General features: G+C 69.5%; 10 protein-coding genes. 7 read left to right on the top strand and 3 right to left on the bottom strand.

Translation table 11 applies throughout. The features are described 5' to 3' along the window. Positions 1-8: 8 nt before the first annotated feature. The 3 genes from ACWDA7_RS02675 to ACWDA7_RS02685 all read right to left on the bottom strand — a co-directional run bounded on the left by ACWDA7_RS02675 (position 9) and on the right by ACWDA7_RS02685 (position 5885). Positions 9-1637: a CDP-alcohol phosphatidyltransferase gene (locus ACWDA7_RS02675; RefSeq protein ID WP_450602506.1), complete on the bottom strand. Its 1629-nt coding sequence runs from the start codon at positions 1635-1637 to the stop codon at positions 9-11. An 822-nt stretch (positions 1638-2459) separates the two neighbouring features. Next, positions 2460-4397 (bottom strand): amylo-alpha-1,6-glucosidase, encoded by a 1938-nt coding sequence (locus tag ACWDA7_RS02680; RefSeq protein ID WP_450602416.1) that lies wholly within the window; start codon positions 4395-4397, stop codon positions 2460-2462. 18 nt (positions 4398-4415) lie between these two features. Then, entirely contained in the window at positions 4416-5885 is a 1470-nt protein-coding gene (locus ACWDA7_RS02685; RefSeq protein WP_450602507.1) for an MGH1-like glycoside hydrolase domain-containing protein, read from the bottom strand. A gap of 177 nt (positions 5886-6062) precedes the next feature. Between ACWDA7_RS02685 and ACWDA7_RS02690 the strand changes: the two genes are divergently transcribed. From ACWDA7_RS02690 to ACWDA7_RS02720, 7 genes are all read left to right on the top strand, one after another. After that, entirely contained in the window at positions 6063-7283 is a 1221-nt protein-coding gene (locus ACWDA7_RS02690) for an ROK family protein (RefSeq protein WP_450602417.1), read from the top strand. Positions 7284-7711: 428 nt separating this feature from the next. Then, positions 7712-10453, top strand: coding sequence for a pyruvate, phosphate dikinase (ppdK, locus tag ACWDA7_RS02695; protein WP_450602418.1), 2742 nt, complete (start codon positions 7712-7714; stop codon positions 10451-10453). 714 nt (positions 10454-11167) lie between these two features. Next, positions 11168-11785: a hypothetical protein gene (locus ACWDA7_RS02700; RefSeq protein ID WP_450602419.1), complete on the top strand. Its 618-nt coding sequence runs from the start codon at positions 11168-11170 to the stop codon at positions 11783-11785. 408 nt (positions 11786-12193) lie between these two features. Further along, the gene (locus ACWDA7_RS02705; RefSeq protein WP_450602420.1) at positions 12194-12478 is read left to right on the top strand and encodes a hypothetical protein; all 285 of its coding nucleotides are present in this window, start codon (positions 12194-12196) and stop codon (positions 12476-12478) included. A gap of 644 nt (positions 12479-13122) precedes the next feature. After that, complete coding sequence (locus tag ACWDA7_RS02710) at positions 13123-13779, top strand: hypothetical protein (RefSeq protein WP_450602421.1); 657 nt, start codon at positions 13123-13125, stop codon at positions 13777-13779. Beyond that, positions 13668-14399 carry an SUKH-4 family immunity protein gene (locus ACWDA7_RS02715; RefSeq protein WP_450602422.1) on the top strand — a complete coding sequence of 244 codons (732 nt, stop codon included), beginning with the start codon at positions 13668-13670 and terminating at the stop codon, positions 14397-14399. Before ACWDA7_RS02710 ends, ACWDA7_RS02715 begins: the two co-directional genes overlap by 112 nt. A gap of 458 nt (positions 14400-14857) precedes the next feature. After that, positions 14858-15379 carry a hypothetical protein gene (locus ACWDA7_RS02720; protein WP_450602423.1) on the top strand — a complete coding sequence of 174 codons (522 nt, stop codon included), beginning with the start codon at positions 14858-14860 and terminating at the stop codon, positions 15377-15379. The last annotated feature ends 154 nt before the right edge of the window (positions 15380-15533 follow it).

The raw sequence follows: 15533 nt of genomic DNA on the forward strand, positions 1-15533 counted from the left end.
CCCGGGGGTCAGTGCTTCGACGGGTGCGGGGTGGAGCCGTACGCCGTCAGGAAGCGGTCGCGGAACGAACTCATCTTCCACACCGGCGCGTTGTGGGCGGGCCGCAGTCCGTCCGTCCAGCCCCAGTCGGCGATCTTGTCGAGCACCTTCGGGTCCTTGGCGACGATCGTGCACGGCACGTCACGGCTGGCGTGGTTCCCGCTGACCCGGGAGATCGGCTGGTGGTCGCCGAGGAAGACGAGCACGGTGTCCTCGTTGCCGTAGCGCTCCAGCCACTGGGTCAGGGCGGTCACGGAGTACTGGACGGACTTGCCGTACTCCTCCTTGGACCGGGCGGAGTCGGCGATGACGTCCGCCGGGTTGTTGCCCGCCTTCTGGATGGCGTCGAAGACCGAGCCGTCGCCCAGCTGGTCCCAGCCGACCATCTTCGGGATCGGCGCCCACGGCTGGTGGCTGGAGGTCAGGATGACGAACGACGCCAGCGGCTTGTCGTGCTTCTTGCCGTGCACCCGCTGCTGGAACTGCTCCAGTGCGTACTGGTCCGGCATGGTCGACCAGCTGAACTTCGGTCCCTTGTAGCCCAGCTGGAAGGCGTTGTAGACCTTGTCGAGGCCGTACCACTTCGCCTCCGGCCAGCCCTTCTGCACGCCCGGCATGATCCCGACCGTGTCCCAGGCGCCGGACTTCTTGAACGCCTCGGTGAGGGTGAGGTGGTCGCTCGCGGTCACCGTCCGGTAGCGGTTCTGGTTGTTGACCCACAGACCCGACATGAAGGTGGAGTGGCCCAGCCAGCTGCTGCCGCCGTACGTCGCCGAGGTCAGCCAGCCGCTCTTCGCGTGGAATCCCGCCTTGGCCAGGGCCTGGGTGCCGGCGTCCAGCGTCCGGTCGACACCGGGGGCCATGACCGGGTCCTCGATCGCGCTGCGGCCGTAGCTCTCGATGAACGTGAAGACCATGTCCTTGCCGCGCAGATCCGGTACGAGCTGCGCGGCCGGGGTGTTGCCGAAGGCGTCGTCCTGGGCGGTCTTGGCGAACTCGCGCTCGTCGCGGACGGTCGCGCGAAGGTTGTCGGCGCGGTACTGGAGCAGCGTGATGGTGTGGTCGGAGGCCAGCTGCATCCCGCCGACCTGGAGGCCGAGGGCCGTGCAGGTCATCCACACCATGCTGAGGACCAGGACGGTGCGCGTGGTGGTGGTGCGGTGCCGGGCCATCACATTGCTGACCCGGACGACGGCGAGCGCGGAGACGGCGGGGACGACGAGGACGAGCGCGATGGCCACCACCAGGGCGGCGAGGGCACCCGCTCCGCCCAGCGTGTCCTTGAGGTAGGCGTAGGCGTCGCTGAACAGGGGCCAGTCGAGGATGACGTTGAAGCCTCGGCCGAGGTACTGGTAGAAGCCGATGTCGAGCACGTCGAGCACGGTCAGCACGCCGAGCGCGATCCCGCCGAGCCAGGCCACGATCAGCCGCGGCCGCCGTGGCAGTGCGGTCAGCACGACGGCGCCGATCAGGGCCTCCACCGGTATCCGGGTGAACACCGCGGGCCGGAAGTCGGGCTTGTTGGGCATGAGGAACGAGGCGACGACCAGGGCACCGGCGAGAACGGTGACGGCGTCGCCGAGCACCCGGGCGGCCATGGGGTGCCCGGCCCTCCACTTGCGCAGCCCCCGGAGGCGCCGGCCTGTGTCGGCCGTGGGCGTGCCGGTACCGGCTTCGGGGGCGGTCGACCGGGGCTCGTCCTCGGTGCCGGGGGTGGCGGAACCGGGTTCGTCCCCGGTGGCGTAGCCGGTCGCATCGGGCTCGCCTTCGGCGGCGGGGGTGCCGGCGCCGGACTGGGCTTCCGTCGACGTCGCGTCGGGTTCGTCGTCGGTGCCGGAGGCGTTGGTGCCGCTCCGGGCTTCCGCGGAGGTCGCATCGGGCTCGCCGTCGGCGCCAGAGAGGCCGGTGCCGGGTTGGGCTTCCGTCGACGTCGCGTCGGGTTCGTCGTCGGTGGCGGGTGTGCCGGGGGTCTCCTCGGGGGCGGCGTCGGTCGTCCCCTCGTCCGGGGCGCCGGACGACGCGGTGTCGTCGGTGGCGGCGTCACCGGCCGGGTTGTCGGCCCTGTCCGCGCTGGGCCGGTGCTCCTGGGAGTGCTCGGTCGCCAAGTCGCTGTCACCGTGCGCCGATGCGTGCGACTCGGCGGTGCCGTCCTCCGAATTTGGCGCCGGCCGCTCCTCCTCCGCCGGCAGGACCCCGTCCGTGGCCGCCTCAGCCTGGTCCGTCGTCTGTGGTGAGCGTGTATTGAGAGGCAACCCGAGGGTCCTTCCGTGCGAAGCCCGTGGCGGAGGGCGGGCCACGCTGGGGAGGCTGGAGCCCGCCGTCATCCCGTACGGGCGGCCGGGGACGTGCGTTCAACCACGGCGCCCAGCGCCCGGCAAACACCCGGCAAATCCGAGGTCAACCGGGCTCGGGAGGCCGCGCTAGGCGCCGCCGACCGCGGTGAGCAGCGCGAGCGGTGCCGCCGCCGAGCGCGATTCACGGACGCAGGCGTGCGGATACGGCACCGGCTCCGGATGCGTGTCGCGGCCGTACCCGGCGAGCACCTCCGGCAGCCGGTGGCCCGTGGCCGTCGCCGCCTCGACCAGCGCGTGCGCGACGGTACGGGCCTCGTCGTGCAGCCCGTAGCGGGCGAGCCCCAGCGTGATCAGCGCGTTGTCGTGCGGCCAGACCGAGCCACGGTGGTACGACATCGGGTGGTACGCCGACTGGTCCGCGGCCAGTGTGCGTACGCCCCAGCCGGAGAAGAAGTCGGGCTCCAGCAGCCGTCGGCCGACCAGTTCTCCGTACTCCTTGTCGAGCAGGCCGGACCACAGCAGATGGCCCGCGTCCGACGCGAGCGCGTCCACCTGGCGCCCCTCGCCGTCCAGCGCCAGCGCCGGGAAGGCGCGGTCGTCCATCCAGAAGTCCCGCTGGAAGCGGTCGCGCAGATCCCCGGCCGCCTGCTCCAGCAGCGCCGCGTACACCTCGTCGTCCCACACCGTGCGGGCCAGGTGCGCGGTGCGGCGCAGCGCGTCGTAGGCGTACCCTTGCGCACCCGCCGCCATCACCGGACCGACCGGACGGCTGCCGTCGGCCCAGCAGATCGCGCCGGGGGAGTCCTTCCAGTTCTGGTTGGCGAGGCCGCCCTGGTCGGCGCGGTAGACGAGATAGCCGCGCGAGGTGAGCCCGCCGTGGTCCAGCATCCAGCCGATCGCCGCGCGGGCGTTGGGTTCCAGCCGGCGGGCCAGCGCCATGTCCTGGGTCTGCTCGACGTAGGCCCCGAGCAGGACCAGGAAGAGCGGCGTCGCGTCGACCGAGCCGTAGTACCGCCCGTAGGGCACCTGCCCGAAGTGCGCCAGCTCCCCGTGCCGCACCTCGTGCACGATCTTCCCCGGCTGGGCCACCGAACGCGTGCCCACCTCGGTGGCCTGTGTCGCGGCGAGAGCGGGCAGCGTGGCCGCGGCCAGCCCGGGGCGGTAGGGTAGGGCGAACAGCGAGGTGAGGAGCGCGTCGCGGCCCAGCAGGGTGAGGAACCAGGGGGCGCCGGCCGCGGGGACGCGCAGCTCCTCGCCGTCGGGGCCGGTCGCCGGGACCTGGAGCGTGGCGAGGTCCGACAGGCCCCGAGCGCAGGCCGTGGCCAGCTCGGGCCAGCCGGTGGGGAAGACCACGCCCTCCATGAACTCGCCCTCGAGTGTGAGGAGTTGTCTGTTGACGGCGGCGGGGGAAGGCGGGACCACCGGGTCCTGCACCGCCCCGTGCGGCCGGGCGGCGACCCGCAGCGCCAGCTCCGCCGAGCCATGCGGCTCGAGGTCCAGCGTCCACACCAGACGGCGGGCGCCCGTGCCCGTCTCCTCCACACCGTCCGGCGGGGGCTCGGCCGTCACGGTCGTACGGGACCGCCACTCGCCGCGCCGGTAGCTGAACTCCACGCCGTCGTCGAGGACCTGACGGGAGCGGACGGCACCGGACTTGGCGTACGTACGGTGGTCGGAGCGCAGTTCGAACTGGTCGGTGAAGTCGGCGTCCGCGGTGACCGCGACGCGGACGGTCGTCGGCACCGGGCGGTTGCTGGTGACGCGCAGCGACTCCACCAACGCGCCGTCCGCGACGGCCTGTTCACGGAAGACGGTGTGCGCGGGCGGCTCCTGGCGGCCACCGCGCGGCACGAGGACACAGCGGGCGGTGTCCCCGCCGGCGACCGGCGTGAGTGTCTCGGGCACCGCACCGTCGACGGTGAGCTGCCACCGGCTCAGGTGCCGTGCGTCCCGTACGAACAACCCGGCCGGGGAACCGCCGCCCCGCACCCCGCTGATGTCCCCGCCGTCGCCCACGGCGGCGAACGTCCCGCCGTGCACGAGCAGATGATGCCGCTCCGTCATCCCCGGTCCCCTCCCTGGTCACTTCTCACTTCTGTCGAACGTGCCGATGCCCGCGGGGGACACGCCGTGCCCGGGGCGTTCGTGCAGCAGGTCGAGCGTGAGCGCGGCGGTCCAGCTGAAGCCGAGCGCGCCGCACGCCTCGCCGGTGTACGGGTCGACGTACTCCGCGAAGTCCGTGGCGTCCGCCGTGGTCAGCAGGGCCTCGCGCAGCCCGTCGGCGCTTGCGCCGTCCCCGTGCGCCCTGAGGCCGCGCTCCACCAGCCAGCCGGTGTTGAACCAGGCGGGCCCACGCCAGTACCGGTGAGGGTCGAAGGCCTCGCCGAGCAGGTCGTAACTCGGCACCAGCCGGGTCGCGCCGCCGAGCCCGAAGTGCGGCCCGCGCAGCGTACGGACGAGCGCGGCGACGATGTCGCGGGGCAGCGTGGGCGCCAGCAGCGGTATCAGCCCGGAGACACTGCGTTCGGCGATGAGCGAGCCGTCGCACACGTCCCGGCACAGGAACAGCCCCTCCGCCGGGTCCCACAGGCGGTCGACCAGGGCCGCGGTCAGGCGCTCCGCACGGGCGTGCCGCGCCGTGCCCGTGGCGCCGAGCTCCCGGGCGATACGGGCGAGGGCGTGCTCCGACGCGATCAGCAGCGCGTTGAACGCGGGGTCCTCGACTGCGAACGCGCCGCCTCCGGCCGAGGACGTCCCTTCCGGCCCCTCCCGGTACCTCCCGGCCGCTCCGTCCTGGTACCCGCCGTCCCGGTAGTCCGCCGCCAGCCGCACATACCGTCCGTAGTCCAGGTCCGTGGGCCGGTCCTCGGGCGCCCCGTGGTCGAGGTCGGCGCGGCGGAAGGAGCGGGCCGGGGCCGGTGAGACACGGGACAGCGGGACGTCCCAGGCGGGACTGTTGTCCATGCCCTGCTCCCAGGGGTGGACCACCGAGGCGAGCCCGCCGCCGCCCAGGTCGCGGCGGTGCAGTAGATAGCGGTGCCAGGCGGCCAGGCGCGGGTGGACCCGGGCCGGGAAGCCGCGCGCCCGGGACAGCCCCGGGTCCGACCGGTGCACCAGCCAGGCGGCCAGCGCGTGCACCGGTGGCTGCACGATGCCCGAGGTCTGTACGGTGCGCGGGGCGCCCGCAGCGCGCCCCGCGGTCGATGAGTGCCAGAAGTCGGGGCTCGGGAAGTACGCGTCGAGCGGCACGGAGGGGTTGAAGACGATGTGCGGGATGCGCCCGTCCGCCCACTGGGCGTCGAGCAGCGTCTCGAGTTCCGTCTGTGCCCTCAGCGGCGAGATGTGCCGCAGGCCGATCGCGATGAATGCCGAGTCCCAGGACCACTGGTGCGGGTACAGACGGCGCGAGGGCACCGTGGAGGTCCCCGTCCAGTTGTCCTCCAGCACCTGCGCCGCCCTGACGTGCAGCGACCCGGCCGGCCCTGCCGGATCGTATACACGGGGACCGGAACGGACGGTCTCACCCGGAGAGGACGCCGGCGGCGGCCCCAAGGGGCGCACAGGACCCGTGGGTTCCGTACGGCGGGTGAGTTGGGTACTTCGGTCCACTCAGGTCTCCCCGAAAGACGTCCGGCCGACGGGTTCGGCAGTGGCTACCGTAGGGTTACGCCTATTTAACACGCAAAACTCAGCATGTAATGCAGAGTCAGTGAACGCAAGGGGGTTCGCATGAGCGGGAGGGCCGGAAAGCCGGGCGGTCAGGCCGGAGCCGGGGATCTGCTCGCGCTGGTGCGGAGCGGCCGTGCCACGACACGGGGTGCCCTGCAGCAGGTCACGGGCCTGTCCCGGGCCACGGTCGGGCAGCGCCTGGACCGTCTCTTCCGGGCCGGCTGGCTGCGCGAGGGGGCGGGCGGACCGGTCGACTCCCCGCTGGGGGGCCGCCCTTCGATCACCCTGGAGTTCGACGACGCCCACGCGGTGGTGCTCGCCGCCGACCTCGACACCCGGCACGCCCGCGCCGCCGTGCTCTCCCTGGCCGGCGAAGTGCTCGCCGAGCACTCCGGGGCCCTGGTCATCGAGGACGGCCCCGACGCGGTGCTCGGCGAACTCGGCGGCCGGTTCGCCGAACTGCTGCGGAAGACCGGCCACGGGGCGCACGAGGTGTGCGGGATCGGGCTGGCCGTCCCCGGACCGGTCGACCGCGACACCGGACAGGTCGTCCAGCCGCCGATCATGCCGGGCTGGGACGGCTACGACATAAGAGGCAGGCTGGGCCGCGCCTTCGCGGAGCGCACAGGCGGTACGGCCCACCTGCCCGTGCTGGTCGACAACGACGCGAACCTGATGGCGTACGGCGAGCAGTGCACCGGGCACCCGGACTGCTCGGCGTTCGTGCTGGTGAAGGTCTCCACCGGCATCGGCGCGGGTGTGGTCGTCGACGGCCGGATCTACCGCGGCATCGACGGCGGCGCCGGGGACATCGGCCACATCCGCGTTCCCGACGGTGCCGATGCGCTGTGCCGGTGCGGCTCGTACGGCTGTCTGGCGGCCGTCGCGAGCGGCGGTGCCGTCGCCCGCCGGCTCGCGGAGGCGGGAGTGCCGGCCGCCTCGGGCTCGGACGTACGGGATCTGCTGGCCGCCGGGCACCCGGAGGCCGCCGCGCTGGCACGGCAGGCGGGGCGGCTGGTCGGGGAGGTCCTGGCGACCGTGGTGACCCTGCTGAACCCCGGGGTCCTGATGATCGCCGGCGATTTGGCCGGAACACCCTTCCTCACCGGTGTCCGGGAACTGCTGTACCAACGGGCGCTGCCCCGCTCCACGGCGCACCTGGAAGTGGTGACCTCGCAGCTCGGGGAGCGGGCGGGGCTGATCGGGGCCGGTGCGCTGGTCGTGGAGCATCTCTACGCCCCGGAACGGGTGGAGGAGCGGCTGCTCGCACTCGGGGTGTGACGGGGGTGGCGGCCTGCCCCGTGACGGGCGTGTTTCTGTCCGGATGCCCGTCCGCATGGTGAAAGCCGGCCGTCTCGCATAGCGTGATTCTCGCCACCCCTGATAGGGGTTGCGCTCAGATGAGCGATTCCAGGACGACTGCACTTCTCCAAGGGGTGGCACTGAGTGCCACCCCTTGATCGTTCATCGATCGAAATCAGAAGTGCCGACAGATGCTCATTCGAGCGTTTGGACGTGTCTATGGACGTTGATGTGTTCAAGAAGTGAAAACAGCACTGGATGGGCAGTTGCCAAGCCTTGGCTTTCGATCCGGTGGCGGACGAGTGGTTACAGGCTTGTGACGCACAAGTGGACGTACCCAGACGCCTTCGATCTGGGTATGTTCCTCGCCGTCAGGGCAGCCACCGCGTCCTCGAGGAGTCGAGACCGTGTCGGAAAACAAAGATCACCACGTAGCCGAGAACGGCGCCGAGGGCGTGAAGTTCGTTTACGACTTCACCGAAGGCAACAAGGACCTCAAGGACCTCCTTGGTGGCAAGGGTGCCAACCTCGCCGAGATGACCAACCTGGGCCTTCCCGTCCCTCCGGGCTTCACCATCACCACCGAGGCCTGCAAGGTCTACCTCGACAGCGGCGAGGAGCCCGCGGCACTGCGTGACGAGGTGAGTGCACACCTCACCGCGCTCGAGGAGCGGATGGGCAAGAAGCTCGGCCAGGCCGACAACCCGCTGCTCGTCTCGGTCCGTTCCGGTGCGAAGTTCTCGATGCCGGGAATGATGGACACCGTCCTCAACATCGGCCTCTCCGACAAGTCGGTCCAGGGTCTGGCGAAGCAGGCCGGCGACGAGCGCTTCGCGTGGGACTCCTACCGCCGCCTCATCCAGATGTTCGGCAAGACCGTCCTCGGCGTCGACGGCGACCTCTTCGAGGACGCCCTCGAGGCGGCCAAGGCGGCCAAGAAGGTCACGGTCGACACCGAGCTGGAGGCCGCGGACCTGAAGAAGCTGGTCACCAAGTTCAAGAAGATCGTCAAGGCCGAGGCCGGGCGCGACTTCCCCCAGGACCCGCGCGAGCAGATGGACCTCGCCATCAAGGCGGTCTTCGACTCCTGGAACGGCGACCGGGCCAAGCTCTACCGCCGCCAGGAGCGCATCCCGCACGACCTCGGCACGGCCGTGAACGTCTGCTCGATGGTCTTCGGCAACCTGGGCCCCGACTCGGGCACCGGCGTGGCGTTCACCCGTGACCCCGCCTCCGGCCACCAGGGCGTGTACGGCGACTACCTGCAGAACGCGCAGGGCGAGGACGTGGTGGCGGGCATCCGCAACACGGTGCCGCTCGCCGAGCTGGAGCAGATCGACAAGAAGTCGTACGACCAGCTGATGCAGATCATGGAGACGCTGGAGAACCACTACAAGGATCTCTGCGACATCGAGTTCACCATCGAGCGCGGCCAGCTGTGGATGCTGCAGACCCGCGTCGGCAAGCGCACCGCGGGCGCGGCCTTCCGGATCGCGACGCAGCTGGTGGACCAGGGCCTGATCGACGAGGCGGAGGCGCTGCAGCGGGTGACGGGCGCGCAGCTCGCGCAGCTCATGTTCCCGCGCTTCGACGAGCAGGCGAAGGTCGAGCAGGTCGGCCGGGGCATCGCGGCCTCGCCGGGCGCGGCGGTCGGCAAGGCGGTCTTCGACTCGTACACCGCGGTGAAGTGGTCCCGCTCGGGCGAGAAGGTCATCCTGGTCCGCCGGGAGACGAACCCGGACGACCTGGACGGCATGATCGCGGCCGAGGGCATCCTCACCTCGCGCGGCGGCAAGACCTCCCACGCGGCCGTCGTCGCGCGGGGCATGGGCAAGACCTGCGTGTGCGGCGCGGAGGAGCTGGAGGTCGACACCAAGCGCCGGCGGATGATCGTGCCGGGCGGGCACGTGGTCGAGGAGGGCGACCTCATCTCGATCGACGGGTCGAGCGGCAAGGTGTACCTCGGCGAGGTCCCGGTGGTCCCCTCCCCGGTGGTGGAGTACTTCGAGGGCAGGATGCACGCGGGCGCCGACGACGCCGACGAGCTCGTCGAGGCCGTGCACCGGATCATGGCGTTCGCCGACCGCAAGCGCCGCCTGCGCGTCCGCGCCAACGCGGACAACGCCGAGGACGCCCTGCGGGCGCGGCGCTTCGGCGCGCAGGGCATCGGCCTGTGCCGTACGGAGCACATGTTCCTCGGCGACCGGCGTGAGCTGGTCGAGCGCCTGATCCTGGCGGACACGGAGACCGAGCGCGAGGAGTCACTGAAGGAGCTGCTGCCGCTCCAGAAGCAGGACTTCGTCGAGCTCTTCGAGGCGATGGACGGCCTCCCGGTGACGATCCGCCTGCTGGACCCGCCGCTGCACGAGTTCCTGCCCGACATCACCGAGCTGTCGGTGCGTGTGGCGCTGGCGGAGTCCCGTCAGGAGCCGCACGAGAACGAGCTGCGCCTGCTCCAGGCCGTGCACCGCCTGCACGAGCAGAACCCGATGCTGGGCCTGCGGGGCGTACGCCTCGGCCTGGTCATCCCGGGCCTGTTCACGATGCAGGTGCGGGCCATCGCGGAGGCGGCCGCCGAGCGCAAGGCCGCCAAGGGCGACCCGCGCGCGGAGGTCATGATCCCGCTCGTCGGCACGGTCCAGGAGCTGGAGATCGTGCGCGATGAGGCCGACCGGGTCATCGCCGAGGTCGAGGCGGCCTCGGGGGCGCAGCTGAAGCTGGCGATCGGCACGATGATCGAGCTGCCGCGCGCCGCGCTGACCGCCGGTCAGATCGCGGAGGCCGCCGAGTTCTTCTCCTTCGGCACGAACGACCTGACCCAGACCGTGTGGGGCTTCAGCCGGGACGACGTGGAGGCGTCGTTCTTCACGGCCTACCTGGAGAAGGGCATCTTCGGCGTCAGCCCCTTCGAGACGATCGACAGGGACGGCGTCGGCTCCCTGGTGAAGGCGGCTGCCGAGGCCGGCCGCGCCACCCGCCCCGGTCTCAAGCTCGGCGTCTGCGGCGAGCACGGCGGCGACCCCGAGTCGGTCCACTTCTTCCACGAGGTCGGACTCGACTACGTCTCCTGCTCGCCGTTCCGGATCCCGGTGGCGCGTCTGGAGGCGGGCCGGGCGGCGTCGCAGGCGGAGGACAGCGACCACCGCTGAGAGACCCCGGGATCGTCGTCGGGCCCTGACCCTCACCGATACGACGATGATCCCGGCGCACCGGAAGGGGCGGCACCCTGTGCGGGGGTGCCGCCCCTCCCCGCATTGTCTGCGGAGACTGTCAAGCTAAGTCGCTGACCAGGAAAAATGGCGCTTGTTGGCGTTGGTTGCCGTTGAACCCGCGCGAAGCTGTTGTGCCCTCGTTGCACCCTCCGGGTGCGGCCGGGTCCCGTCACGCGCCGTCACCACAGAGGCCCCGCCCTGATTCGGCACCTTCCAGGGCGGGCCCTTCGTTTTGCTTGTTCAGGCGGCGGCGGGGGATACGAGATTCGAGCTCGTGCAGGGTTGCCCCCAACACGCTTTCCAACTGTGTTGATGGAGTGTTGGGCTCGTACACAGCCGTGCATCTGGGGCCGTGGGCGGCTGGCTCGTGGGAGGGGCCAAGCTACCGGTCTCATCTGAACGGAGGTGAACGGTGCTGAATGAGACGGAAACTGAGACGGGCTACGGCTGGGGGACTGGCCCAATCTGGTGGGCGGCCTGGCATGATCGCCCTACTGGTTCGAGGCGAGGGGCGGAGCGTTGAGGAACGATCTGGCCATGCCATCACGTAGTGCGCGGAAGCGTCGTCGGCGTCAGCGTCGGCCACCGATTCCCCCTTCTCCTCCTCCGCCGTCGATCGATCCGGTGGATCCGGCGGTGGCCCGTCGGCGCATGCGACTGGGGCTGGCGATCGTGGCTGTTTTGTGGGCGGCCGTCGTCATCGCCGATGTCGCGCTGATCCGGACGCATGTGTTGGAAGAGACGTATACCGGCATCGCGACCGGCGCGGGGGTCATCACGGGCCCGCTCGCACTGCAGCTCTGGTATGGGGCCTTGGCCGGCAAAGCGCACGCCGACAGGCGGCAGCAGAGGCAACTGCTGTCGGCCCGCACCATCACCGGTGTCCGCACCATAGATCTCGGTGCCCTCGCCAGTGTCCGCCGCTACGAGCTGATCGGCCGATTCGGCGGCTCGACGGACGAGTTGCGCTTGCGCGACCAGCACGGGGTGCGCCTGGCCGTCGACTCCGGCGACAAGGCGGTCATCGGAGCCGTCCGCGAGGCAGTCGAGACAGCCGATGCCCGATCGGGTGGTGCTTCAAGCAGCGGATCTTGGCGCGAGGAGATCTCCCTGAGCTGCCTGACACCGCCTGAGCGCCTCGGAGAAACTTCGCCGCGTATGTGCCGCAGCCACCCGCAGAAACCCGATGACAGCCGGACAACGCCGGACTCTCCCCGCGATCACCGGGGCGGTCCGGCGCTTCTCTGCGCGCGGCTAAACCCGACCTGACCAGCAAAAAGCTCTCCCGAGGGGGAGGGCGAGGGATGGCGCCCCCGGCAGGACTCGAACCTGCGGCCAAGCGCTTGGAAGGCGCTTGGCGGGTTGAGGCTCATCCTCGTGTTGACCTGTTCCTATCCCTCAACTGGACGCCCAGCAAACCGGATTTCGACACGGATTCGACAGGCGCCCAAGTCTGTCTGGCGCCCCAGTCTGTTGCTGCGGGGGCTGATGGGGCTCTAGAACGGCTGTGACCAGAGTTCCGTGAAAGCCCTTTCGCCCCGCACACAACAGATGCCCAGTTCGGATGGCCCATGCGCCTATCCGAGTGCCTTCCGGACGTCCCACGAGCGGGGGACGCGCGCTGAGGGGTATGTCGTTTCGAGCAAGGCGGCCCTGGGATCGATGAGGAGATCAGCTATGTACGCAGTGGTTCGGCGGTACGAAGGGGTGACGGATCCTGCCGAGGCGGGACGCCGAGTGGACGAGGGATTCGTCCCCCTCCTCCGTCAAGTCCCCGGCTTCGTGGCCTACTACTGGGTCGACGCCGGGAATGGAGTGATGGTCTCTACCAGCGTCTATGAAGACCAAGCCGGGGCCGACGAGTCAGTCAAGCGGGCGACGGACTTCGTACGGGACAACCTCGGGTCGTTGCTTCCCAACTCTCCTCAGGTCACGGCCGGCCACGTCGTGGCTGTTGGGTAGCGACCTCCGCAGTGGGGGCTGGATCCCCAGTATCCCTGTGCTGCTGACCTGGCCATTCACAAAACTCCGATCAGAGCCGTTTTGTCTCTGTCCGCAGTCCCGTGATCGGACAACGCCAACGTCCCTCACCGGCGCAGTAGGCTGGCTGGGTCACTGATCACGGCATCGAGTTCCTCGCTTTTCGTCCGCATGTTGTGCCGGCGGTTCTCGCTCTGACGAGTCCCTCATGGCAACGCGACTGTGGCTTCAGCCGGCGGAACTCGAGGATCTGGGCTACGTGGTCAACGTGCTGTTCGACGGCTTCCGCAACGCTGACGACTCGGGTGAGCACCGCTTTAGGAGTTCATTCCTGCTGCCCAAGGGCCGGGTATGCAGCTCGCTAGCGTCCTGCGCAGTGTCCGGCACCGACTTCCCTGGTACGGCGGGGTGCACTGGTGTTGCCGTCAAAGACTGCAGTCAGACCAGCGGTCTCGATGTCTTCTTGCCCTGGGTCTTGTCAGGGATCTTGGGGAGCTGGATCTTCCCTGTTCAGAGGCGATGAACCCGTGCGCCCGATGGTCGTCGTTGGTCATCGTCGGCCACTGTTGAGCGGCCTCGGACGGCCCAGAGACGGCCCCAGGCCGCCGAACGTCTACGCCTCTACGATGCAGGCCATGGGGACATCCGATTCCGCACCGCTCATATGCGCCTGTTGGCTTTCATGGCTCGCGGTCCAGACCGCCGATCAGGCGGAGGTGGTGAAGGCCCTCGGCTTGACGGAGGTACGGGAGACGAGCTGGGCCGACGGCGTGGAACTCATCGACGAGGTGGCGCATGACGAGGAGGAGCGATTCTCCACCGTTGTCGTCACTCCGCCCATGCAAGGGTGGACCCTGGTAGTTGGACCGTACTTCGGCCTGCCCTATGCACAGCAGACGGCGCACGTCACCAACCTGTGCCGAGATTTGAGCGCACGCTTCGGCAAGGCCCAACTCTTCTTCCACAGTGAGCAGAACGACGGAGAGGCGTGGCTGATCGCCGAACGCGGACGGATTCTCAGGCGTTGGATCAGTGAGTACCCGGAGCTCGCCATGGGCGAACCGTTCGGTGTGGAGCGACGACTCCTCGATGCCTACGGGATCACGGGCAAGCCCGAGGATCTCGATCCCGACAGCGATCTGGCCGGCGACTGGGCAGCAACTTGGGGAGAGTGCTGGGCCACGACGGTCGCGGAGGAATCCAGCATCGACCCCACCAGCGCCGCCGTCGACACAGGCTCGATCAGCAGCATGTTGGTGGCAGCCGCTCCGACTTTCGAGTAGGCGTACCGCCTGCCGCCGACCACCGCTTTAGGAGTGAGGTTGGCAGTCACGCGCCTGACCTGCCCGTTCCCTGTCTTGGACGGAGTCCGGCGGCCGTACCCTTGCGCACCCCTAATCCCCGTGACTCCCCGCCCGATCTGGACAGCTGGCGGATCCCGGAGACGGACAAGGTGGTCCTCGTCGGGATTGGTGTTCCCCGGACTGAGGACACCCCTCTCACCAGCGTGTGCTTCCAGGAAGCAACGGGCCCGTCGCTGTCCACCGCAGACGGACGTCTGCTCTACCTCGTGGCCGTGAACCAGCTTTGGGATCATCCGTCGCATGCGCTGACGGCCTCTTGGGCTGTGGAGCCGGAGACAGGCGCCGTGTATTACGTGCAGCCTGGCGGCGAGACCTGGTTTGCCAACTCTTCCGTCGCTCTGTGGGTGGAGTGCCTGCATCACTACGGGCTGCGCGTCGACACTTGCGACTTGCTTCTGAACGCGGATCACCATGACGAGGGCGCCGTACTGGCCGAACTGGACGAGCTGGCAGCAGAGCTGAAGGAGTGCGACCCTCCAGCGTTTGAGGGATACCAGGGTTACATCTGGCCCGAGTTCCTTGCGTGTTGGTTTTGGTGATGCGATCGCTCCCGGCTAGGTCTCATCCCAACTCCCCTCAGCCCGCCGCGAGTTCTTCACCGTGACGGGTTGACTCATGTATAGGAGTCAGGCACGCCGCGCTGAGCGATGTGCCCAGAGAGTGCCCTGCGAGGGGCGGCAGATGCCGAGTTCCCAGTTCAGGGTGTTGGTCTTACACCCTGTGCGGGGGTACCGCCCCTCCCTGCATTGTCTGCGGAGACTGTCAAGCTAAGTCGCTGACCAGGAAAAAGGCGTAGGCGTTTGTTGGCGTTGGTTTCCGTTGAGCCGCTGGAGCGTTTCGAGCGGAAGTGATGGGGGAGTGGCGGCCGTCCGGCCGCCCGCCCGCCTTGTCGACCTGGCCTACCCGCGGTAACTAAACGCCACATACTTCACAAGGCCTTCACGAGCCTGCACACTGGCACCCCGCCCCCCGCGCCGGTCTCGACCTAGGGATCACTATGACCCTCACCGAACCGCCCGCGCGCCCTTACCATCCTCGCAGCAGCCACGAGGGGATGGGGCCAATGCCCCCTCGCCCCGAAGCTGCGGCTGCCGCCGCCTGGTGGGCCGAGCAGCTCGCCACGCTCCCGCACCATGATGTCGGCGCGCCGCTACGGACGGCCTTGGCGAACGTCACAACGGCCCACGGCAGGCGGCAGCGCACCCGCGAACAGATCGACGCGTTCCGCACCGCCCTCGCCGACAGGATCGAACAGCACCTCGCGAAGTACTGCTGGCTGCCCGACGAGCCTGACTTTGGCTCCTACATGCGCGCCGTCGTGGTCGACCCTGTGCCGGACGACGTGCTCACGGACGCCGCCGAGCGCGCCGGCTTCAGGCTCACCTCATTCGACCTGCCGATGAGAACCGTGATGTGGATCGACCCAGGCATCGTGAAGGTGGCTGCCGGCCATGGTGCTGAGTCCGTCGTTATCTGGGCGACACCCACCACTGCGACTACCGGGGAGATGACCTCCTGACCATTGAGCGCATGACGGCCCGACGCGAAAGATGTGTAGAGAGGCAACGCGCTGCGCGCCGTGTGTGGGCCAACGGGAGAACAAGCCGTCTGAGCACGTTCGTCGAAGCCACTGCGCCAACTGTGCGCTGGCACTCGCTCGAACGTGCGCCGCA

This window comes from Streptomyces sp. NPDC001156, assembly GCF_053598275.1.

Bases quoted from the DNA above. Each gene is read 5' to 3' on its own strand.
- ACWDA7_RS02675 (WP_450602506.1), bottom strand. From the start codon at position 1,637: ATGGCCGCCCGGGTGCTCGGCGACGCCGTCACCGTTCTCGCCGGTGCC.
- ACWDA7_RS02710 (WP_450602421.1), top strand. From the start codon at position 13,123: ATGCAGGCCATGGGGACATCCGATTCCGCACCGCTCATATGCGCCTGT.
- ACWDA7_RS02690 (WP_450602417.1), top strand. From the start codon at position 6,063: ATGAGCGGGAGGGCCGGAAAGCCGGGCGGTCAGGCCGGAGCCGGGGAT.
- ACWDA7_RS02720 (WP_450602423.1), top strand. From the start codon at position 14,858: ATGACCCTCACCGAACCGCCCGCGCGCCCTTACCATCCTCGCAGCAGC.
- ACWDA7_RS02705 (WP_450602420.1), top strand. From the start codon at position 12,194: ATGTACGCAGTGGTTCGGCGGTACGAAGGGGTGACGGATCCTGCCGAG.
- ACWDA7_RS02680 (WP_450602416.1), bottom strand. From the start codon at position 4,397: ATGACGGAGCGGCATCATCTGCTCGTGCACGGCGGGACGTTCGCCGCC.
- ACWDA7_RS02700 (WP_450602419.1), top strand. From the start codon at position 11,168: ATGCGACTGGGGCTGGCGATCGTGGCTGTTTTGTGGGCGGCCGTCGTC.